We start from the raw sequence: 20,389 nt of genomic DNA on the forward strand, positions 1-20,389 counted from the left end.
GCGTTTTACCCCACCGCCATGGATGTCAAACTCGTTGCCCGCACGTTAGACCTGTTCGAATTGTTCGCTGCCGAGCAACGGCCGCTGCCGCTCACTGAACTCGCGCGTTTGCTGAACGTACCTGTGTCGAGCTGCCTCGCGCTTGCCCGCACGCTGGTGAGCCGCGGCTATCTGTACGAGGTCAGAAAACGCGGCGGCTACTATCCGACACGTCGCTTGCAGATGCTCGCCAGCGCCATCAACGCGGTCGACCCGATTGTGGAGATGGTGCATCCGCGGCTCGTCGAACTGCGCGACGCAAGTGGTGAGACGGCGGTGCTCGGCAAGATTCACGGCACGGCCGTGGTGTATCTCGATGTGGTCGAATCGACCAAGGCGATTCGCTACACGCGAGCGCCCGGCGAGTTGCGGCCCTTGCATGCCAATTCGATCGGCAAGGCGATTTTTGGTGAACTCGATGCCGCCGCGCAGCAGTCACTCGGCGTGCAACTCTCGTTCGAACACTTTACGGCTGCGACCGTTGCCGACCTGCCAGCGCTCGTCGTGCAAGCGGCGGCTGCGAAGGCCAAGGGCTGGTGCGCCAATCTTGGCGAGAGCGCGCCGGAGTTGTCGGCGGTCGCGGTGGCTGTGTCGATTGGCGGGGACCTGTACGGTCTTTCGGTAGTAGGACCGACCGAGCGCATACAGAAAGATCAGAAAGCCCATGCGGTCGAACTGATGCGCGTGAAGCAGGCGATCGAAGCGCAGGAGCAGCAGGAGCCGCAGGAATAAGCGACGCGTGGGGCGTTAACTCTCGATTGGCAACTCCGTGAAGACACGCTCGCGAAGACTTAATCCCGCAACGATGCGGCCCCGTGAGCGGCCGCTTCGCGAAGGCCCAACGCGAGCGGCATGCTGGCTACGCGATCGAAATAAACAGTTGCTTGCCGCACGCGGCCGCGTATCGACGCAACGTGTCGATAGAAGGCGAGTGCTGCCCTGAAGCAAGCGCCCGTTCAAGCCGGGTGATGGCCGGCGCTTTCGTGCCCATGCGCTCGGCCACTTGCGCCTGAGTCAAACCGGCTTCGCGGCGCGCGGCGAGCATCTGATCGAGCAGCGCGAATTCTTCGCGATTCAACCGCTCGTATTCGGCACGTACTTCCGGGTCGGCGAGCGCCCGTTCGCGCATTGCCCTATAAGTTGCCATTTCTGATCTCCAGCAATCTTTTGCGCGCCACGTCCAATTCGTTACGCGGCGTTTGTTGCGATTTCTTCACGAAGCAGTGAAGCATGACGATTTTCTGTTCCACGATCGCGCAGTAGAACACTCTGGCGATACCCTCGGCGCCTTTCAGGCGCATCTCGAACAAGCCGCCACCCATTGAGGCAGTGTGAGGCTCGCCGAGATTCGGGCCGTATTCCTCCATGCGATCGGCCAGCGCGATGAAGCGCGCGAGCAGCGTTTTCGGCAAGGAGGCAACGTTCACTTTGACCTTTTCGTTGTAGAAACCGATCGTAAATGCCATTGGAATTCATAGTAACAAATATGTTATTAACGCGCAAGCAGACGACCTTGCTAGTTGTTGCTGCAAATCAGCAAAAACCGGCGGCAGGGAATCGAACGATCGGAAGAGGGCGAAGGCAGGACCGCGATGAGCGGTTACGACGGCGTTGGCGCAACTAGCTGTTCGACTGGGTTGAGTCGTGCGGGACGCGATATCGGGCGCGGCACGGTGGCGGTCTCCTTTGACATTGGCTGGTTGGAATGGGAGTAACGAATCAAGCTCCATTCGTCATCAACCGACAATAACTCCGTTCGCGCCGACTTTCTATTAGCCGGTCGGCTAGTCAATGGGCTGGTTTGCTTCTACCATGCAAGCAGCTAACCGGAGACTCATCCAGCGTCGCCGCACGCCCCAAGCGGATGAGCGCCGCATCGCCACTTGCTGCTTCATTCCGGATAGTCATTTCGAATACCACGCGAACCATCGCGGTTCTCCGTGAGTTCGTCACAAAAGCGTGTTGCCGGCCGTGTCATGCTTTGAACAGGCGCCGTGCCGTGCATCGGCCGGTCGTTTTTCTTCCCCTGTTGCAATTGCCTATGCTTTGAATTCGTTGTTAGCGGGTTTCGTCGGGCGGCGCGGCGTGTGCCGCTCCCATGGTTTGAGAAAGCACGCTTCATCCACCTGTCGGCGACGACAGACTTCATCTAAGGAGTCAGCAGATGAGCACGATCACCACGAAAGACGGTACGGAAATCTTCTACAAGGACTGGGGCAAAGGCCGCCCGGTGGTCTTCTCGCATGGCTGGCCGTTGTCCGCGGACGCCTGGGACGCGCAGATGCTGTTCCTCGGCGGCAAAGGCTTTCGCGTGATCGCGCACGACCGGCGCAGCCATGGCCGTTCGGCGCAGACCTGGGATGGCAACGACATGGATACCTATGCCGACGATCTCGCGACGCTGATCGAGCACCTCGACCTGCAGGATGCCACCCTGGTCGGCCATTCGACCGGCGGCGGTGAAGTCGCGCACTACATCGGCCGTCACGGGACGAAACGCGTGGCGAAGGCAGTGCTGATCGGTGCGGTGCCGCCGCTGATGCTCAAGACTGAAGGCAACCCGGAAGGCACGCCGATCGGTGTGTTCGACGGCATCCGCAAGGGCGTGGTCGACGATCGTTCGCAGTTTTTCAAGGATCTGGCGCTGCCGTTCTACGGCTACAACCGTCCGAACGCGAAAGTGTCGCAAGGCGTGATCGATTCGTTCTGGGCACAAGGCATGGTCGGCTCGATCAAGGGACTGTACGACTGCATCAAGCAGTTCTCCGAAGTCGACTACACGGAAGATCTGAAGAAGATCGACGTGCCGACTCTGGTGCTGCATGGCGACGACGACCAGATCGTGCCGATCGACGCTGCAGGCCGCAAGACGGCGAAGATTGTGAAGAACGCCACGCTCAAGGTCTACCCGGGCGGCCAGCACGGTATGTGCACCGTCGAGGCAGACAAGGTGAACGCCGATCTGCTGGAATTTATCGGCTCATAGTGTGCTGACGTAGCAAGTGCGGCGGCGCGCGGCGATTGCGCTGCGCCCGCCGCGCCTTGTAACCACGTATGGCTGCGCTGATCAGGCAGTTGGCCAGCCGATACGCGCCGCTCGACGCAACGACGAGCGAACGACCAACCGGTGGAACGGCGCGATGGCGAGGATATAGAACCGCCCGAGCCCATTGTGGCAGTGCACGACGGTCGAGAGGATCAGATAGCGTGCGCTGCCTTCACGCGTATCACGGGTTTGCTGTAACACCGAAACCCTGAAGTCGAGATGACTGTCGTTCTCGCCGAGGATGATCTCGCGCGCGCTGCGCGTGTAGATTCTGAAGACGTCGACCCGCTCCCTGGCGTCGTGGGAGCCTGCCGCGCGCAACTGCTTTGACGTCTTGATGCCGAAGCGGGCGACCAGCGCGTCGCGCAATCCCATCAGTTTCGCGACCCATTCCGCCTGGTGTGCGAACACAAAACGCGCGAGCAGTTCCGGGTCGTCGATTGCATTGTCCGGCAAGCGGACCGCGTACGCGTCCGCGAGGTCCGGGGCATCGTACAGGCGGGCCACGCCTGACTCGGGTGGCAAAGCGACGGAAAGCACGGAAAGGTGGGCGTTTGGCATGAGGAGGTGCTGCGTTAAAAATGGATCGGGCAGGGAAGGGGTGACTTCGCTGCGGTCGCGTCGCAGTTCCAATCGCGCACGTGCATCAAGTCTACGCGTGCTTGAGTGAGGCGGGATCGCTCTCGGTCCGTTATGTATTGGGACAAGCACGGCATCGAGAGTATTTGTGTGCGCATCGGCAGTTGCCTCGAACGGCCAACCGAGCCCAGGCACTTGAGCACCTGGTTCGGTCATCGCGACCTGCTGCATTTCCTCGACCGCTGTATCGACGCGGAGGACGTAGGGTTCATCACCGTGTGGGGTATGTCGGCCAATAAACGTAGCTGGTGGGACAACAGCGGCGCCGAAGGCCTCGATTACCGGCCGACCCAGGACGCCGAGGCTTACGCCACGGAAGTGCTGGCGCAGCCGAATCCGCTCGATGCATTGGGCCAGCGCTACCAGGGTGGCAGCTTCGTCGGCATCGACTACTCGCGCGACGACACCGCGAGCCGGCCGCTCTGACTGCTTAAAGAATACGAGGAGACGTAGTCATGAAAATCAAGGGCATCCGCTGGTGGATGGTCAGTCTGGTCGCGGCCGGACTCATCGTCAATTACCTCGCGTGCAATACGTTGTCGGTGGCGGCGCCGACGTTGATGAAGGACCTCAATATCACGACCGAGCAGTATTCGCATATCGTGGTGGCGTGGCAACTTTGCTATGCGTTCATGCAACCGGTCGCGGGCTACGTGCTCGATACCGTCGGCACCAAGATTGGCTTTGCAGTGTTCGCGCTTGCCTGGTCTCTGGCCTGCGCCGCGGCCGCATGGTCGACAGGTTGGCGCAGTCTGGCGTTCTTTCGCGGCGTGCTCGGTATCGCCGAAGCGGCGGGCATCCCGGCCACCGGACCCTGCGCGACGATCGCCTGGAAGCACGAGCCCGACGTCGCGGTAAAACCCGAAGTCAGCGCGTAGCTCACCGCGCCCGACGTGTTGGTTGCGTTCACGTTTGTGACGTTGACATTGTTGATCGTCGCCGGATCATAAGTCATCCATAATATTTGCAGCAAAGTACCAGGGATGAGCACAAAACCGTTGTCGTTGAGACTGGCTCGCTCGGGCCGCGAACGCGCAAATGCGCCGCGCCAGCTTCTCTATCTGTAATAGAGCAGGTGGAACGGCGTCTGAGGTAGGGTCTGTGGGTTTAGCTGGCCGGCTGGCCGATTTCGTGATTGGCGAGTATTTCGAGCGCACGCACCATGGCGGAGTGATCCCATGCCTTGCCGCCATGTGCCACGCAGGCGTTGAAGAGCTGCTGACAGGTGGCCGTATTAGGCAAGGACACGCCAAGTGCCTGGGCTGTCGAGAGCGCGAGATTCAGATCCTTCTGGTGAAGCTCGATGCGAAAGCCCGGATCGAAGGTGCGCTTCGTCATCCGTTCACCGTGCACTTCGAGAATGCGCGAGGACGCAAAGCCGCCCATCAATGCGTCGCGCACGCGCGCCGGATCGACGCCTGCCTTGGAGGCGAGCAGCAACGCTTCGCCGACGGCCTCGATCGTTGCGGCGACGATCACCTGATTGGCGACCTTGCACACCTGACCCGCGCCGACCGCGCCGATCAGCGTGACGTTCTTGCCCATCATGTCGAACAGCGGCTTGACGCTTTCGAAGGTTGCCGTTTCGCCGCCCACCATGATGGTCAGCGAACCGGCCTTGGCGCCGACCTCGCCGCCAGAAACCGGCGCATCGAGATAGTCCGCGCCGTGTTCACGCACGCGGGCCGCGAATTCGCGCGTGGCCATCGGCGAAATCGAACTCATGTCGACCACGGTTTGTCCCGGGCGCAAGGCCTCGGCGAGACCTCGTTCGCCAAACAGCACGCGTTCGACGTCCGGCGTATCCGGCACCATGACGAAGATCACGTCGGCATGCGCGGCCACGGCGGCCGGGCTGTCACACGCGACGGAGCCGGCCTGGGTGAGATCGTCGGGTACGCCGCTGCGCGTAAACGCGGCAAGGGGTACACCATTCTTGAGAAGGTTGGCGGCCATGGGCTTGCCCATGATGCCGAGTCCAATAAAGCCTGCTTTTTGCATGGAATTCTCCGGAGATGTCATAGCGGCCGTCTCTACTTCGAGTCCGCTTATTTCTGCATGAAGTGTTTTTGAACCGTCTGTGCAGCGGCTTTCAGCAGCCCCATATCAGCACAGACTGCGACGACGCGACAGCCCATGGAGATGTAGCGCTCTGCGTCGGCCTGCACGGGGGCGAGGATGCCACTCGGCTTGCCGGCGGCCTGTGCGCGCTCGAAAACGTGCGCAATCGCCTGTTGCACATCGGGATGGTTCGGGTTGCCGATGTGGCCGTAGGCGGCCGCGAGATCGGACGGTCCGACGAACACGGCGTCGACACCGTCCACAGCAAGAATCTCGTCAATATTGTCGACGGCCTTGCGGCTTTCGATCTGAACGATGACGCAGACGTTGTCGTTGGCGATGTCGAAGTAGTCGGCGACAGTTGCATAGCGATTGCCCCGGTGGCTCACCGACACGCCACGGATGCCCTGCGGCGGGTAACGCGTCGCGGCGACGGCGTGGGCCGCGTCTTCGGCGCTCTCGACGAACGGCACCAGAAAATTCGAGAAGCCGCTATCGAGGAGCCGTTTGATGAATACGCTGTCGTTGGCCGGCGGGCGCACCACAGGCGCGCTCGGGCTGTCCTTGAGCGCCATCAACTGGGGGATTAGCGTCAGAACGTCGTTCGGTGCGTGTTCGGCATCCAGCAGCATCCAGTCGAAGCCGACGATGCCGAGCAGTTCGGTAACAATCGGGCTGGCGAGCGAAGCCCAGCAGCCGATCAAGGTTTCGCCGCCGCACACGGCGCGGCGAAAGCTATTAGGCAAGGGCTGGTAAGGCGTGACGGCTGTCATGGGATGTCTCCTCGAACGGCAATTTACCGGGTAAGCTCCGACGTCTGCTGGATCTATGTTATAGGTCGTCGTATGTCTTGGTGCAGATTAGCATTGAGCCGTCCACCTGTAACGGCCACGTAAACCCGAATTCCTCGCGGGGTAAGGGTTTCGGGTTGCGTGCAGGCTCATCTGTGTTGTAGGATGACCTATATCTAAGATGTCCATCCAAGGAAAGCGAAATGTCTATTACCGGCGAAATGCTGATTGGTCGCAAAGCAGTGCACGGCGAGGAAAAACCTTTGCGAGCGTTCAATCCCGCCACGGGCGCCGACATCGCCGAGCCGGTGTTCGGCAGCGGCTCGGTTGCGAATGTCGAGCTGGCCTGCGAACTCGCGCAGAAAGCGTTCGACCCGTACCGGCATCTGCCGCTCACGGTGCGCGCCGAGTTTCTTGAGCGTATCGCAGAGGGCATCACAGCGCTCGGTGACGCGCTGATCCAGCGCGCGCACGAAGAGTCGGGCCTGCCGAAGGCGCGTCTCGAAGGCGAGCGCGGCCGCACGACGGGCCAGCTCAAACTGTTCGCCCAGGTCGTACGCGCCGGCCAGTGGCTCGCAGCGACGCTCGATTCGCCGTTGCCAGAGCGCAAGCCTTTGCCGCGCTCCGACCTGCGCATGCAAAAGATTCCGTTGGGACCGGTCGCCGTGTTCGGGGCCAGCAACTTCCCGCTCGCGTTTTCGGTGGCGGGTGGCGATACCGCCGCGGCGCTCGCGGCGGGCTGCCCGGTGGTGGTGAAGGCGCATCGCGCTCACCTGGGCACCTCGGAGATGGTCGGCCGCGTGATTCAACAGGTCGCGCAGGAAATGGACTTGCCTGAAGGCGTGTTCTCGATGATCGTCGGCGCCGGCAATTCCGTCGGTGAAGCGCTGGTCGCGCATCCGGCAATCAAGGCGGTGGGTTTCACGGGTTCGCGCGCAGGCGGCACGTCGCTGATGCGAGTCGCGGCCGCGCGGGCTGAGCCGATTCCGGTCTACGCGGAAATGAGCAGCATCAACCCGGTGTTCCTCCTGTCGAATGCGCTGTCGCAACGCGGTGAGACCATCGCGCGTGGTTTTGTCGATTCGCTGGTGCTCGGCGCGGGGCAGTTCTGTACCAATCCGGGGCTCGCGATCGCCGTCGACAGCGATACACTCAAAGGCTTCGTTGCAACGGCGTCCGAGGCACTGAGCGGCAAGCCGGCCCAGACCATGCTGACAGCCGGCATCCACGCGGCCTATGAAGACGGCGAAGGCAAACTGGCTGCGACGAGGGGCGTCGAAACGGTTGCGCAAGGTGTTGATGCAACGGGCCCGACGCAGGCTCGCGCGGCCCTGTTCGTGACCGATGCGTTGACCTTCCTGTCTACGCCGGCATTGGAGGACGAGGTTTTCGGGCCTGCGTCGACCATCGTGCGTTGCAAGGATGAGCAGGAAATGCTCGCAGTGGCCGAGCACTTTGCCGGTCAACTGACGGCCACGGTGCAGATGGACAGCGCCGATCTGCCGGTGGCGAAGAAGCTGGTGCCGATTCTCGAGCGCAAAGCAGGCCGGATTCTGATCAACGGTTTCCCGACGGGCGTCGAGGTTTCACACGCGATGGTGCACGGCGGCCCGTTCCCGGCCACTTCCGATAGCCGGGCGACGTCAGTGGGGACGACGTCGATCGAGCGCTTCCTGCGTCCGGTGTGCTATCAGGATTTCCCGGCCGATCTGCTGCCCGAGTCGCTGGCCGACGGCAATCCGCTGGACTTGTGGCGTCGTCGTGACGGCGAGATCACGCGCAGCTAAGCGGTGCGTGAGCGGCGCGCAAGCGGGCGCCGCGTGAGATAGAAAAATGGCCGGGATATCCCGGCCATTTTTTGCGTCCAGCGCGACGAATCAGTGGTTGCCCAGCGTGAAGAGTCAGCTGTTTGCTTCCGCGGCTTCGTTGGCGCGCCGCAGCCGCTCGCGGCTATTGGACAGGTGCATGCGCATTGCCGCGCGCGCGCCTTCGGCATCGTGCCGCGTGATCGCTTCGAGAATGCTTTCGTGCTCCAGATTGACGAGCGACAGATACGCGTCGGGCTCGGCACGCGCGATCCCCGCCGAATCGAGCCGGTTGCGCGGAATCAGCGCGCTGCCCATCTGCGTGAGGATGTCGACGAAATACCGGTTGCCGGTGGCGCGCGCCACGGAGATATGGAACTGCAGGTCGGCGTCGACGCTATCCAGCCCGTTGTGGCGAGTGGCTTCGATCGCATCGAGCGCGGTGCGCATGCGCGCGAGATCGTCCGGCTTGGCTCGTTGAGCCGCGAGACCTGCGCACTCCGTTTCGAGGCTGATGCGCAGTTCCAGGATCGACAGCACGTCGCGCAAAGTCGTGGCGGGCACCATGTCGATGCCCAGCTTTTCGCGCTGCGGTTCCAGCACGAAGCTGCCGATGCCGTGGCGTGTCTCGATGATCTTACCCGCCTGCAAGCGTGAAATCGCTTCGCGGATAACGGTGCGGCTCACGCTCAGCGTGACCATCAATTGCGACTCGGTCGGCAGTTTGTCGCCGGGCTTCAAGGCGTTAGACGCAATTTGCTCGGTGACGTAGCCGACGACAAACTCGGCAAGATTGCGCGCGCGTCGTGGCGGTACCGCGGATGCCAGTGGTGTAGCCATCGAAAACGCCCCTTGAATCAGATAGTTGCAGATACTTCCTGCGATCCATTATACCGTCGTCTGACGACTGATTATATAAACGCCGGATCATTTTCGGCATCGACGTCAGACTTGGCGTCGATGCCCGGTTTAAGGCGCCTGGCGGGGTGATTGCGTTGCTTTTGCGGGCGCCCCGGGAAGTACGATAACCGCCTGGCTGCTAGCCCAGGCGCAGTTCGACCCGTTTGATGTCTTTCACGATCACCAGATAACTGAACACCGTCAGCAAGGCATTCAGGCCGACGAAAACCAGCGCGCCGTTGAACGATCCAGTCTTCGCGACGACGTAGCCGATCACGATGGGCGTCACGATGCCGGCGACGTTGCCGAACATGTTGAAGATGGCGCCCGACAGACCGAGGGCCTCCTTCGGCGACGTATCCGCCACGACGGCCCAGCCGAGCGCCCCGATGCCTTTGCCGAAGAACGCGAGCGACATGAGCGCGACGACGATCCAGTCGGTCGACACGTAGTTGCAGCCGATGATGCATACCGACAGCAGCATGCCGCCGACTATCGGCACCTTGCGCGCGATCGTGAGCGAATGTCCGCGCCGGATCAGCCCGTCGGACAGGATGCCGCCGAGCACACCGCCGGAGAATCCGCAGATCGCGGGCAACGACGCCACCAGACCCGCGTGCAGAATCGTCATGCCGCGCGCCTGCACGAGGTAGATCGGAAACCAGGTCAGGAAGAAGTAGGTCAGCACGTTGATGCAGTACTGGGCGAGATAGACGCCGAGCAGCATGCGGTTGGTCAGCAGTTGACGCACCAGCGACCAGCCGCCGGTGCTGGCGATGTCCGCGGCCCGGGCTGCTTTCGTGTGCCCGTTCACCACGCCGCCGCCCTGTTCGATGTAGTCGAGTTCGGCGCGCGAGACGCGCGGATGGTCGGCGGGGTTCTTCATCACCTTCAGCCAGGTGAGGGCGAGTAAAAGTCCGGCCACGCCCATCACGAGGTAGACCGTGTGCCAGCTGAACGCGTGGGTCAGCCATGCCATCAGCGGCGTGAAAATGACCGCCGCGAAATATTGAGCTGAATTGAAAATGGCGGATGCCGTGCCGCGTTCATTGGTGGGAAACCAGCTCGCCACAACCTTGGCATTGGCCGGAAACGCCGGCGACTCGGCCGCGCCCATCGCGAAGCGCAGCACGAACAGCGCGGTGACGGCGGCCGCTGCGCTGCCCAGCAGACCGATTGAGCTTTGCAGCAACGTAAACAACGACCACAGGAAAATACTTGCTGCGTAGACGCGCCGCGCGCCGAAACGGTCGAGCAGCCAGCCCGCCGGCAATTGCGACAGAACGTAGGCCCAGCTGAACGCGGAGAAGATGTAGCCCATCTTGATCGCGTCGAGGCCGAACTCGGCGCGCATCGCGGATCCGGTTACCGAGAGCGTGGCGCGGTCCGCGTAATTGAATGTCGTGATCAGAAAGATCAGCAACAGAATCGCGTAGCGGACTTTGGTGCGCTTTGCGACGTAGGCGGGGCTCGCGGTGCGGCTCATTTCCATCGTCATCTCCTGAATTTTTATCAGTAAAAAAGCGCCCGGTGACGTTGCCGTCCCGGGCGCTCCTTGCAGTGCCGTGCGCGCGACCCCGGTTCGCCCGGCCTGACGCCGTACTGTCTTACTGCGCGCCGAGCTTCCTGATCAGCACGTCGAGCTGCGCCGTTTCTTGTTCGGTCAGATCGGTCAGCGGTGCGCGCACCGGACCTGCGCTGTGGCCGACCAGTTTCGCGCCAGCCTTCACGATGCTGACCGCGTAACCCTGGCGGCGGTTGCGGATTGCCAGATACGGCAGGAAGAATTCGTCGAGCAGCTTGCCGACGGTCGCCTGGTCGTCCGCGGCGATTGCGCGGTAGAAGTCCATCGCGGTCTTCGGAATGAAGTTGAACACCGCCGACGAGTACACCGGCACGCCCAGCGCCTTGTAGGCCGCGGCGTAAACTTCGGCGGTCGGCAGGCCGCCGAGGTACGAGAAGCGGTCGCCGAGACGCCGGCGGATCGACACCATGTTCTCGATCTCGCCCACGCCGTCCTTGAAGCCGATCAGGTTGGGGCAGCGCTCGGCCAACCCTTCGAGCATGTCGGCGTTAAGCTTGGAGTTGGCGCGGTTGTAGATGATCACACCCATGTTCGGCACGGACTTGCAGACTTCCTCTGCGTGCGCCGCGATGCCTTCCTGGCAGGCTTCGGTCAGGTAGTGGGGCATCAACAGAATGCCGTTCGCACCGTGACGTTCGGCTTCCTGCGCATAGGCGATCGCCACTCGGGTCGGCCCGCCCGCGCCGGCGAGAATCGGCACCTTGCCTTTGCAGACTTCCGTTGCCGTGCGGACGACGTTTGAGTAGTCGTTATGCGTGAGCGAGAAGAATTCACCCGTGCCGCCGGCGACGAACAGCGCCGAAGCACCGTAAGGAGCGAGCCATTCCAGGCGCTCAGCATAGGTATCGGCGCGGAAGTCGCCTTGTTCGTCGAAGTCGGTAACGGGGAAGGACAGAAGGCCTTCGGAAACGATCTGCTTGAGTTCCTGCGGTGTCGTCATGATGAATATCCAGGGCGTCGAATAGGGGTGGTATGTAGAAATGGAGATTTCTTATACGTCATCGTACAACAACAAATCGACTAACTCAACGGTGTTTTCACGGCATAATGCGCGTCATAGGGTAAATACGGAACGTCTGCTTAATCTTCTATGTTGTAGGATGACGTATGAATGATTGGCGCAGCAGGCGTGAAACCGCCATAAGGATCGATGCAATGGAACAAACCCCGCTCTACATTCGCGTTCACCCCAATGACAATGTCGCGATCGTCGTCAACGACGGCGGTCTGGGCGAGGGCGCCGTGTTTCCCGATGGTCTTGCGCTGCGCGAGCGTGTTCCGCAAGGGCACAAAGTCGCGCTGGCCGATCTTGCGGAAGGCGACGAGGTCATCCGCTATAACGTGGTGATCGGGTACGCCCTCAAGGCGTTGCCGAAGGGCAGCTGGATCAACGAACACGTGATTCGCATGCCGAGTCCGCCCGGACTGGAAGATCTGCCGATCGCCACCATCAAGGCGCCGGATATGCCGCCGCTGGAAGGCTTCACGTTTGAGGGTTATCGCAATGCCGACGGCTCGGTCGGCTCGCGCAACATTCTGGCGATCACGACCACGGTGCAATGTGTCGCCGACGTGGTTCAGCATGCAGTCACGCGCATCAAGGCCGAGTTGCTGCCGCAATACCCGAATGTCGACGATGTGGTGAGCCTCGGGCACACCTATGGTTGCGGCGTCGCGATCGACGCGCCGGACGCGATGGTGCCGATCCGCACCGTGCGCAACATCAGTCTGAATCCGAATTTTGGCGGCGAAGTGATGATGGTCAGCCTCGGTTGCGAGAAGCTGCAGCCTGAACGCCTGATGCCGCCGGGCACGATTCCCATCGCCGCTGCGGCGAATATCGCCGAAGTGGCCGACATCGGCGACGTCGCGGCCGATCTGAATGGCGACGTGGTGGTGCTGCAGGACGAAGCGCATGTCGGCTTCCAGTCGATGATCGAGTCGATCATGAGAATGGCCGACGGCCATCTGAAGCGGCTGAACAATCGCCGCCGCGAGACCTGCCCGGCCTCCGATCTGGTGGTCGGTGTGCAATGCGGCGGCAGCGATGCCTTTTCCGGGCTGACCGCGAATCCCGCGGTGGGCTTTGCCACCGATCTGCTGGTGCGCGCGGGTGCGACGGTAATGTTCTCCGAAGTCACCGAAGTGCGCGACGGCGTCGATCAACTGACCGCGCGCGCGGCCAATGCGGACGTGGCTGCGGCGATCATCCGCGAAATGCAGTGGTACGACGATTATCTGAAGCGCGGTGGCGCGGACCGCAGTGCCAACACCACGCCGGGCAACAAGAAGGGCGGTCTGTCGAACATCGTTGAAAAGGCGATGGGTTCGATCATCAAGTCGGGCAACTCGGCGATCTCCGGCGTGTTGTCACCTGGCGAAAAGGTCAGGCAGAAAGGCTTGATTTACGCGGCCACGCCGGCCAGCGATTTCATCTGCGGCACGCTGCAAGTGGCGGCGGGTATCAATCTGCATGTGTTCACGACCGGCCGCGGCACGCCGTACAGTCTCGCGGAAGTGCCCGTCATCAAGGTCGCGACGCGCTCCGATCTGGCGCGCCGCTGGCATGATCTGATGGATATCAATGCCGGTACCATTGCAACCGGCGCGGCGACGATCGAAGACGTGGGTTGGGAGTTGTTCCGCCTGATGCTTGAGGTCGCAAGCGGACGTAAAGAGACTTGCGCGGAGAAGCTCAAACTCCACAATGCGTTGACGCTGTTCAATCCGGCGCCGGTGACCTGATAGCACCGATCGTAATCACGACGCAATCACGAAAAAGACTGAAACATGACTGACTCGAACCTCAGCCGCCCGGCAGCGCAGAAACCATTCCGCCGTCTTCTGCTCACCGGCGCAGCCGGCAACCTCGGCCAGCAGTTGCGCGGTGCGCTCGCCGCATGGGCCGATGTGGTGCGCGTCACCGATATCGCGCCGCTGGGCGAAGTGGCTGCACACGAAGAAGCATCGATCGTGGATCTCGCGGATGAAGCCGCCGTTCACGCGCTGCTCGAAGGCGTGGATGCGGTCGTTCATCTGGGCGGCATTTCCATCGAGGCGCCGTTCGAAGATCTGCTCGAAGCGAACATCCGCGGCCTGTACAACCTCTATTCGGCTGCGCAGAAGCAGGGCGTGAAGCGCATTGTGTATGCGAGCTCGAATCATGCCGTGGGTTTTCATCCGACGACATCGGTGCTCGATATCGACGCACCGCTGCGTCCTGACAGCCTGTATGGCGTGACGAAATGCTTTGGCGAATCGCTGTCTCGTTACTACTTCGACCGCTTCGGTCTCGAGACTGTGTGCCTGCGGATCGGCTCGTCCTTCGAGCAGCCGAAGAATCCGCGCATGCTCGTCACCTATCTGAGCTTCCGCGACTTTATCGAACTGGTGCGCTGCTCGCTGTTCACCAACCGGGTCGGGCACGCGATCGTTTATGGCGTATCGGATAACCGGACCACGTGGGTCGATAACACCAAGGCGGCGTTCCTTGGCTTTCGCCCGCAAGACAGTTCCATCGAGTTCGAGCACCTCTTCCCGGTCACGGCGCCCACTGCCGAGCTCGACGATCCGACGCAGCATTTCCAGGGCGGCCCGTTTGTGCTGGCAGGTCCAATGGAACCGAAGCGGTGAGCGCCATGGCGAACCCGCGGGTGGAGCGTGTTGAGGCGGCGGGGCAAGCGCCCGCGTCGGTCGGCGAGAGTCCGGTGTGGCGCGCAGCGGAACAGGCGCTCTACTGGGTGGATATTCCGGCCCAAAAGATCGTGCGGCTACAAATCGATTCAGGAGAGCGCGCCGAGTGGTTATTGCCGGAGAAGGTGGCGTGCATCGCTTTCGATCGACACGGCAAGGTGCTGGCTGGCTGTGAGACGGGACTCTTCGCGGTGACGCTGACTGAAGGGGCACCCGGTGGCGAACCGGTGAAGGTGACGGGCAGAAAACTCGCCGCGCCGGTCTTCGCATTCGAAGATATGCGCTTCAACGACGGCCGTTGCGATCGGCAAGGGCGCTTCTGGTCCGGCACGATGGTACAAGACATGGCGGCCGCCAATCCCGCGGGCGCGCTCTATCGATTCGATGAGCGCGGCGTGTTGTCGGAGCCGGTCGTCGATGCGTTGATTACGCAAAACGGTCTCGCGTGGTCGCCCGATGGGACCACGATGTATCTGTCGGACTCGCATCCTCTACGCCGGCAAATCTGGGCATTCGATTACGACATCGAAGCAGGCGAGCCGCGTAACCGGCGCGTATTCGCCGATCTGCATCACTATGCCGGTCGGCCAGACGGCGCAGCGGTAGATGCCGATGGCGGCTACTGGATCTGCGCGAACGACGCAGGCCTGTTGTTGCGCTTTACGCCGCAAGGCAAGCTCGACCGGCAGATTGCCGTGCCGGCCGTGAAGCCGGCAATGTGCGCATTCGGCGGCGCCAATCTGGATACGCTGTTCGTGACGTCGATTCGTCCTGCGACTGGCGCGAGCGAACACGACGGCCATCTCTTTGCCGTTCGCCCCGGCGTGACCGGCCTGCCCGAGCCTGAATACGCGGGCAAACTCTGAAAAAGCGCGGTGCATGAGACGGGCGTCGAGGCATTAGTGCGTCGACGCCCAACAGTCGCAGCTTTTTATTCATCACTCGTCGTACAACATAGTGGCGTAAATGCCACTTTCGAGCCATCTCCCTCGCTACGAAAAACATAAATCCGCGAGGTGCGGATTTCGCTCGGTTAGGCTTCTGTATTGGCTTTCAAGCCAAAAATCAATTCGGAAACTCTTACGTCCGATCGGCCGCCGTGCGGGTAAATACCGGCTGTACAACTCATACGACGTTTTATAGACTTCATATGTCGTCGTACAACATATAAGCCCAAACAAATTGCTTTCGAGATAGCTTTTGGGCCGCTGGACAAAGCGGGCAGCGTTCTCTGCGCGTGTGACCAACTTCACGCGGGATTCATGCCGATGCAGTCGAAGTAAATGAAGTCGAGTTGTCTGACAGGAGTGCTGAGCATCTGTGCCGGGGACGTCAACACAGGCCAGCACGGCAAAGCGCTTGCTTACCCGTATGGGTGGCGCGCGTAGAGCCGGGAGACGTATCAAAACCATGTCGCATCCCAAAGCGGTCCGCCGCAAGCGGCCCTCCGCAAACGGTCATCCGCAATCGATTGGATGATCTATTTTTCAAGGAATGTCACGATGAATAAGAAGTTTGCCTCTTCCCGTGTTTCGATGATTGTCGCGGCCTCCGTGCTGGCGTTCAGCACGGTGTCGGCACACGCCCGCGTGTTCCGTGTGTCGGACGTGCATGGCGATACTTATCCGACCAATATGGCCGTGAAGTACATGGGGGAAGAAATCAGCAAGGCAACCGGTGGCAAGGATTCCGTGAAGGTCTTTGGCAACAGCGCGCTGGGTTCCGAAAACGACACGATCGATCAGGTGCGCATCGGCGCGCTGGACATGGCGCGCGCCAACGGTGCGGCGTTCAACGAGATCGTGCCTGAATCGATGATTCCGTCGCTGCCGTTCCTGTTTCGCGACATCGACCATTTCCGCAAAGTGATGTACGGCCCGGAAGGCCAGAAGATCCTCGATGCCTTCAAGGCGAAGGGCATGATCGCGCTGACGTTCTATGAGAGCGGCGCACGCTCGATGTACGCGAAGAAGGCGATCCATTCGCCCGCAGACATGAAGGGCCTCAAGGTGCGCGTGCAGCCTTCGGATCTGATGGTCGACGAAATCAAGGCGATGGGCGGCACGCCGACGCCGATGCCGTTCGCCGAAGTCTATACGGGCCTGAAGACGGGTCTGGTGGATGGTGCGGAAAACAACTTGCCGTCGTACGAAGAGACCAAGCACTTCGAAGTCGCACAGGTCTATTCCGAAACCCAGCATTCGATGACGCCGGAAGTTCTGGTGTTTTCCAAGAAGGTTTGGGACACGCTGACGCCGCAAGAGCAGGACATCATCAAAAAAGCGGCGGCTGACTCGGTGCCTTACTACGAGAAGCTGTGGACCGCGCGCGAAGCCGACGCGGCAAAGACGGTCACGAAGGGTGGCGCGACGATCATCCCCGCAGCGCAGATCGACCGTGCTGCTTTCGTGAAGGCGATGCAGCCGGTCTGGGCGAAGTATGAGAAGACGCCGCAAATGAAGCAGCTCGTCGACGAAATCCAGGCAGTCAAATAAGTTCGGCAATAACGCGGTGGTGAAAAGCCTTGCAGCAAGCGCTGGAGGTTTTTCCTGCCGCGCGGTTTCCTGAACCGATACCGGTTAGCAGGATTCCTGAAGATTAAATATAAGTCCGCTGTAGGCAAGGATGGGGTCAATGAGATTCATGAAGCGCCCAAATGATTTTCTCTTCCGTGTGCTGGTGGTCGTGGCGTCGGCGAGTCTTGCCACGCTGTGCCTGTTGGTGATTTATAGCGTCGTGATGCGCTATGTCTTCAGCGACGCACCGGATTTCGTCGAGCCGATTGCCCTCTTGCTGGTGATTGTGATCGCCATGTTCGGCGCCGCGCTCAAAGTTCGCGAAGGCGGCCATATCGGGCTCGACTCGCTAGTCAAGAAATTGCCGCCGAAAGGTCAGGTGGCCGCCCATGCGTTCCAGCATATCTGCCTGATCGTGCTGGCTGTGGCGATTTTCTTCGGCTGCTGGCAGATGGCGGAGACGACCATGGATGACAAGATCCCGATCCTGGGCCTTCCGGAAGCGCTTCGTTATCTGATTCCGATTATTGCTAGCACCTGCATCGCGCTGTTCTCGTTCGAGAACCTGCTGGGGCTTTTCGCACAGAAACAAAAATAGAAGAATCATGGAACTTGCCATCCTCTCAGTTAGTTTCCTCGTTTTCCTCGTGTTCGGGGTTCCTGTTTCGTTTGCGCTGGGACTCTCGTGCGTCCTGACTTATCTGTATGAAGGCCTGCCGGCGGCCACCGCCATGCAGTCGATGATTTCTGGAATGAACGCGTTTTCGTTCCTCGCAGTCCCGTTCTTCATTTTCTCCGGCGAGTTGATGCTGCACGGCGGTATCGCCGACCGCATCCTGCGTTTCGCGCAGGCCACGGTGGGTCATTTCCGCGGCGGGCTCGGCATGGCTAACGTGGTCGCGTGTACGTTGTTCGGCGGCGTGTCCGGTTCGCCGACGGCGGATACTTCCGCCATGGGCGGCGTCGTCATTCCGCTGATGAAGCGCGAAGGCTACAGCGCGGCCTATGCGGTCAACGTGACGACCCACTCGTCGCTGGCGGGCGCGTTGATGCCCACATCGACGAACATGATCATCTATGCATTCGCGGCCCAAGGCATTACCGGCACGTTGAACGGCCACCAGATGAGCGGCGTGTCGATCGGCGATCTGTTGTTTTCGGGGCTGTTGCCGGTTCTGTGGGTGATGGGTTTCGTGCTCATCGCCGCGTACTGGCAGGCGGTGAAGTTCGGCTACCCGCGCCGTCCGGACGGCTCGACCGAATTGCAGCGCTTTCCTGGCTGGTTCGCCGTGGCCCGCACGTTCCTTGGCGCATTGCCGGGCTTGATGGTGATCGCGATCATTCTGGTCTGCGTGGCGAGAGGTATTGCCACAGCGACGGAAGCGGCAGCCATTGCCGTGGCTTATTCGCTGGTATTGACCATTGTCGTCTATCGCACAATGACGATGAAGAAGCTCTCTCATGCACTTTCGAAGGCGGCTAAAACCACCGGCGTGGTGCTGCTGCTGATCGGTGTGTCGAACATGCTGCGCTACCAGATGGCCTATCTGGAGATTCCCGACGCAATCGAACACATGCTCGACGGTGCAACGAGCCACGCCTGGTTGATGTTGCTTTACATCAACGTCCTGCAGATTTTCCTCGGCACGTTCGTCGACATGGCCGCGCACATTCTGATCACCACGCCATTGTTCCTGCCGATGGCGATGCACGCGGGTGTTGGCCCGGTGCAGTTCGGGATCATGATTTTGCTGAATTGCGCATTGGGTCTCGTGCATCCGCCGATCGGTTCGGTGCAGTTCATCGGTTGCGCGATCGGCAACGTGTCGATCGGTGAGACCACCAAGGTGGCGTGGCCTTATTACCTGGCTATCTTCAGTGCGATCAATATTGTGACGTACGTACCGATGTTTTCGACGTGGTTGCCGAGCCTGATCAATGGCCACCCGGTGTTTTGAACGCTTGACCACGAGGCGGCGCCGGTGAGGCATTGCCAGACACACAAATAAATTTTTTACAGAGGAGCAAAAATGAAAAAGGCACTAGCAACCTCGGCCCTTGGGTTGGTCGCCCTCGGCGCGCACGCTCAGACCAGCGTGACGTTGTACGGTATCGTCGATACGGGTATTGGCTATCAAAGCAGCTCGACTTCGCTCGGTTCGACGACTGGCGGCCGCTCGGCCGTCAAGATGGTCAACGGCATCTGGGCGGGCAGCCGCTTCGGCCTGAAGGGCAGCGAGGATCTGGGTGGCGGCACGAAGGCGATCTTCCAGTTGGAAGAGGGCTTTAACAGCGCAACCGGCGCGCAGTCCGTCTCCGGCCTGGCGTTCAACCGGCAGGCGTATGTCGGCGTGGCCAATGCCACCTACGGCTCGCTGACTGCCGGGCGCCAGTACACGTCGTACTACACGTTGCTCTCGCCCTATAGCCCGACCACGTGGTTGACGGGCGCGTACGGCGCACACCCGGGCGATATCGATTCGCTGGATACGCTGTACCGCGCGAATAACTCGCTGGTGTATACGTCGCCGAGCATGTACGGTCTGACGGTGAGCGGTTCGTATTCGTTGGGCGGCGTGGCTGGCAGCACCAATGCCGGCTCGACGTATAGCGCGGCGGTTCAGTACCTGAACGGTCCGTTCGGCATCGCAGCGGGCTATCAGCGCATCAATAACTCGACGCCTGGCGGCGGCGCGTGGGGTGCTGATTCAACCACGTCGAATGCCGGCGCGCAGACGGCCGTGTCGGGCATCAACAACGGCTACCAGACGGCGCAGGCGCAGCAGCGCGTTGCGGTGACGGGCGGCTACGCGTTCACGTCGCAATGGGACGTCTCGTTCTCGTACTCGAACGTGCAATACATCCCGGGTGTGAATTCGAAGTTCCACAACCAGGCGATCTTCAACACGGCTGGCGCAGTGCTGCACTTCAAGCCACTGACCGCGCTCGATCTGGCGGCTGGTTATAGCTACACGCGCGCCACGCAGTCGAACGGCATCTCGAGCTCGGCTCGCTACCAGCAGTTCAATCTCTCGCAGTACTACAGCCTCTCCAAGCGTACGGGCCTGTATGCGCTCGAGGCATATCAACGTGCGGGTGGTCAGACTCTGGGAACGAACGGCACGAGCATCATCAATGCAACGGCCGATATCGGCGACGGCCAGAACGGCGCGCCGTCTTCGTCACGCAGCCAGTTTGCTGCGGGTGTGGGCATCATCCACAAGTTCTGATCGTGTAGCGGAGTGGCCGGCGGGGTTGGCCCCCGGCCCGCGCCCCCGTAACCCAAACCGGGGAAAAAAAAATTACAGTGGGGT

General features: G+C 61.1%; 18 protein-coding genes and 2 pseudogenes. 12 read left to right on the forward strand and 8 right to left on the reverse strand.

Features of this window, described 5'->3' with window-relative positions; genetic code table 11:
* Window positions 1–18: 18 nt before the first annotated feature.
* Complete coding sequence (locus tag PQR40_RS32645; protein ID WP_408230084.1) at window positions 19–771, forward strand: IclR family transcriptional regulator; 753 nt, start codon at window positions 19–21, stop codon at window positions 769–771.
* A gap of 127 nt (window positions 772–898) precedes the next feature.
* Here the strand turns inward: PQR40_RS32645 and relB are convergent, their stop codons facing one another.
* Both relB and PQR40_RS32655 read right to left on the reverse strand, forming a co-directional pair.
* Window positions 899–1,186 carry a type II toxin-antitoxin system RelB family anti-toxin gene (gene relB / locus PQR40_RS32650; protein ID WP_408230087.1) on the reverse strand — a complete coding sequence of 96 codons (288 nt, stop codon included), beginning with the start codon at window positions 1,184–1,186 and terminating at the stop codon, window positions 899–901.
* Complete coding sequence (locus tag PQR40_RS32655) at window positions 1,173–1,505, reverse strand: type II toxin-antitoxin system RelE/ParE family toxin (RefSeq protein ID WP_408230090.1); 333 nt, start codon at window positions 1,503–1,505, stop codon at window positions 1,173–1,175. Before PQR40_RS32655 ends, relB begins: the two co-directional genes overlap by 14 nt.
* Before the next feature lie 698 nt (window positions 1,506–2,203).
* Here PQR40_RS32655 and PQR40_RS32660 point away from each other — a divergent pair.
* Window positions 2,204–3,025 carry an alpha/beta fold hydrolase gene (locus PQR40_RS32660; RefSeq protein ID WP_408510674.1) on the forward strand — a complete coding sequence of 274 codons (822 nt, stop codon included), beginning with the start codon at window positions 2,204–2,206 and terminating at the stop codon, window positions 3,023–3,025.
* 81 nt (window positions 3,026–3,106) lie between these two features.
* Here PQR40_RS32660 and PQR40_RS32665 read toward each other — a convergent pair whose 3' ends face one another.
* Entirely contained in the window at window positions 3,107–3,646 is a 540-nt protein-coding gene (locus PQR40_RS32665; RefSeq protein WP_408230096.1) for a DUF2867 domain-containing protein, read from the reverse strand.
* A 132-nt stretch (window positions 3,647–3,778) separates the two neighbouring features.
* Between PQR40_RS32665 and PQR40_RS32670 the strand changes: the two are divergent.
* Window positions 3,779–4,150, forward strand: a pseudogene (locus PQR40_RS32670) (NAD-dependent epimerase/dehydratase family protein); the annotation flags it as partial.
* A gap of 29 nt (window positions 4,151–4,179) precedes the next feature.
* A pseudogene (locus tag PQR40_RS32675) lies at window positions 4,180–4,557 on the forward strand (MFS transporter); the annotation flags it as partial.
* A 274-nt stretch (window positions 4,558–4,831) separates the two neighbouring features.
* Here PQR40_RS32675 and PQR40_RS32680 read toward each other — a convergent pair.
* Both PQR40_RS32680 and garL read right to left on the reverse strand, forming a co-directional pair.
* The gene (locus PQR40_RS32680; RefSeq protein WP_408510675.1) at window positions 4,832–5,746 is read right to left on the reverse strand and encodes a 2-hydroxy-3-oxopropionate reductase; all 915 of its coding nucleotides are present in this window, start codon (window positions 5,744–5,746) and stop codon (window positions 4,832–4,834) included.
* Window positions 5,747–5,772: 26 nt separating this feature from the next.
* Window positions 5,773–6,558, reverse strand: coding sequence for a 2-dehydro-3-deoxyglucarate aldolase (gene garL / locus PQR40_RS32685; protein WP_408510676.1), 786 nt, complete (start codon window positions 6,556–6,558; stop codon window positions 5,773–5,775).
* A gap of 221 nt (window positions 6,559–6,779) precedes the next feature.
* Between garL and PQR40_RS32690 the strand changes: the two genes are divergently transcribed.
* Window positions 6,780–8,363 (forward strand): aldehyde dehydrogenase (NADP(+)), encoded by a 1,584-nt coding sequence (locus PQR40_RS32690; protein WP_408510677.1) that lies wholly within the window; start codon window positions 6,780–6,782, stop codon window positions 8,361–8,363.
* A 114-nt stretch (window positions 8,364–8,477) separates the two neighbouring features.
* Here PQR40_RS32690 and PQR40_RS32695 read toward each other — a convergent pair whose 3' ends face one another.
* The 3 genes from PQR40_RS32695 to kdgD form a co-directional block, all read right to left on the reverse strand.
* Window positions 8,478–9,221, reverse strand: a complete 744-nt coding sequence (locus tag PQR40_RS32695; RefSeq protein WP_408230108.1) for a FadR/GntR family transcriptional regulator — start codon at window positions 9,219–9,221, stop codon at window positions 8,478–8,480.
* A 199-nt stretch (window positions 9,222–9,420) separates the two neighbouring features.
* Window positions 9,421–10,773: an MFS transporter gene (locus tag PQR40_RS32700; RefSeq protein WP_408510678.1), complete on the reverse strand. Its 1,353-nt coding sequence runs from the start codon at window positions 10,771–10,773 to the stop codon at window positions 9,421–9,423.
* Window positions 10,774–10,888: 115 nt separating this feature from the next.
* A complete protein-coding gene (gene kdgD / locus PQR40_RS32705; RefSeq protein ID WP_408510679.1) occupies window positions 10,889–11,806 on the reverse strand; it encodes a 5-dehydro-4-deoxyglucarate dehydratase in 918 nt (305 codons plus the stop codon).
* Between the two features lie 215 nt (window positions 11,807–12,021).
* Between kdgD and garD the strand changes: the two genes are divergently transcribed.
* The 7 genes from garD (at window position 12,022) to PQR40_RS32740 (ending at window position 20,305) form a co-directional block, all read left to right on the forward strand.
* Window positions 12,022–13,611, forward strand: coding sequence for a galactarate dehydratase (gene garD, locus PQR40_RS32710; RefSeq protein ID WP_408230117.1), 1,590 nt, complete (start codon window positions 12,022–12,024; stop codon window positions 13,609–13,611).
* Between the two features lie 45 nt (window positions 13,612–13,656).
* Window positions 13,657–14,499, forward strand: coding sequence for an NAD-dependent epimerase/dehydratase family protein (locus PQR40_RS32715; RefSeq protein ID WP_408388953.1), 843 nt, complete (start codon window positions 13,657–13,659; stop codon window positions 14,497–14,499).
* The gene (locus PQR40_RS32720; RefSeq protein ID WP_408230123.1) at window positions 14,496–15,425 is read left to right on the forward strand and encodes an SMP-30/gluconolactonase/LRE family protein; all 930 of its coding nucleotides are present in this window, start codon (window positions 14,496–14,498) and stop codon (window positions 15,423–15,425) included. Before PQR40_RS32715 ends, PQR40_RS32720 begins: the two co-directional genes overlap by 4 nt.
* Before the next feature lie 636 nt (window positions 15,426–16,061).
* On the forward strand, window positions 16,062–17,054 hold the full coding sequence (locus PQR40_RS32725) for a TRAP transporter substrate-binding protein (protein ID WP_408230126.1): 993 nt from the start codon (window positions 16,062–16,064) through the stop codon (window positions 17,052–17,054).
* A 139-nt stretch (window positions 17,055–17,193) separates the two neighbouring features.
* Window positions 17,194–17,673 (forward strand): TRAP transporter small permease, encoded by a 480-nt coding sequence (locus PQR40_RS32730; protein ID WP_408339683.1) that lies wholly within the window; start codon window positions 17,194–17,196, stop codon window positions 17,671–17,673.
* Window positions 17,674–17,680: 7 nt separating this feature from the next.
* Complete coding sequence (locus PQR40_RS32735) at window positions 17,681–19,033, forward strand: TRAP transporter large permease (RefSeq protein ID WP_408230132.1); 1,353 nt, start codon at window positions 17,681–17,683, stop codon at window positions 19,031–19,033.
* A gap of 72 nt (window positions 19,034–19,105) precedes the next feature.
* Complete coding sequence (locus PQR40_RS32740; RefSeq protein ID WP_408230135.1) at window positions 19,106–20,305, forward strand: porin; 1,200 nt, start codon at window positions 19,106–19,108, stop codon at window positions 20,303–20,305.
* Window positions 20,306–20,389 lie beyond the last annotated feature (84 nt).

It is taken from the genome of Paraburkholderia sediminicola (assembly GCF_046026855.1).
Lineage (GTDB): Bacteria > Pseudomonadota > Gammaproteobacteria > Burkholderiales > Burkholderiaceae > Paraburkholderia > Paraburkholderia sediminicola_A.

Excerpts from the sequence above, each read along its gene's own strand:
- PQR40_RS32645 (WP_408230084.1), top strand. The coding sequence starts at position 19 with ATGGATGTCAAACTCGTTGCCCGCACGTTAGACCTGTTCGAATTGTTC.
- relB (WP_408230087.1), bottom strand. The coding sequence starts at position 1,186 with ATGGCAACTTATAGGGCAATGCGCGAACGGGCGCTCGCCGACCCGGAA.
- PQR40_RS32655 (WP_408230090.1), bottom strand. The coding sequence starts at position 1,505 with ATGGCATTTACGATCGGTTTCTACAACGAAAAGGTCAAAGTGAACGTT.
- PQR40_RS32660 (WP_408510674.1), top strand. The coding sequence starts at position 2,204 with ATGAGCACGATCACCACGAAAGACGGTACGGAAATCTTCTACAAGGAC.
- PQR40_RS32665 (WP_408230096.1), bottom strand. The coding sequence starts at position 3,646 with ATGCCAAACGCCCACCTTTCCGTGCTTTCCGTCGCTTTGCCACCCGAG.
- PQR40_RS32680 (WP_408510675.1), bottom strand. The coding sequence starts at position 5,746 with ATGACATCTCCGGAGAATTCCATGCAAAAAGCAGGCTTTATTGGACTC.
- garL (WP_408510676.1), bottom strand. The coding sequence starts at position 6,558 with ATGACAGCCGTCACGCCTTACCAGCCCTTGCCTAATAGCTTTCGCCGC.
- PQR40_RS32690 (WP_408510677.1), top strand. The coding sequence starts at position 6,780 with ATGTCTATTACCGGCGAAATGCTGATTGGTCGCAAAGCAGTGCACGGC.
- PQR40_RS32695 (WP_408230108.1), bottom strand. The coding sequence starts at position 9,221 with ATGGCTACACCACTGGCATCCGCGGTACCGCCACGACGCGCGCGCAAT.
- PQR40_RS32700 (WP_408510678.1), bottom strand. The coding sequence starts at position 10,773 with ATGGAAATGAGCCGCACCGCGAGCCCCGCCTACGTCGCAAAGCGCACC.
- kdgD (WP_408510679.1), bottom strand. The coding sequence starts at position 11,806 with ATGACGACACCGCAGGAACTCAAGCAGATCGTTTCCGAAGGCCTTCTG.
- garD (WP_408230117.1), top strand. The coding sequence starts at position 12,022 with ATGGAACAAACCCCGCTCTACATTCGCGTTCACCCCAATGACAATGTC.
- PQR40_RS32715 (WP_408388953.1), top strand. The coding sequence starts at position 13,657 with ATGACTGACTCGAACCTCAGCCGCCCGGCAGCGCAGAAACCATTCCGC.
- PQR40_RS32725 (WP_408230126.1), top strand. The coding sequence starts at position 16,062 with ATGAATAAGAAGTTTGCCTCTTCCCGTGTTTCGATGATTGTCGCGGCC.
- PQR40_RS32730 (WP_408339683.1), top strand. The coding sequence starts at position 17,194 with ATGAGATTCATGAAGCGCCCAAATGATTTTCTCTTCCGTGTGCTGGTG.
- PQR40_RS32735 (WP_408230132.1), top strand. The coding sequence starts at position 17,681 with ATGGAACTTGCCATCCTCTCAGTTAGTTTCCTCGTTTTCCTCGTGTTC.
- PQR40_RS32740 (WP_408230135.1), top strand. The coding sequence starts at position 19,106 with ATGAAAAAGGCACTAGCAACCTCGGCCCTTGGGTTGGTCGCCCTCGGC.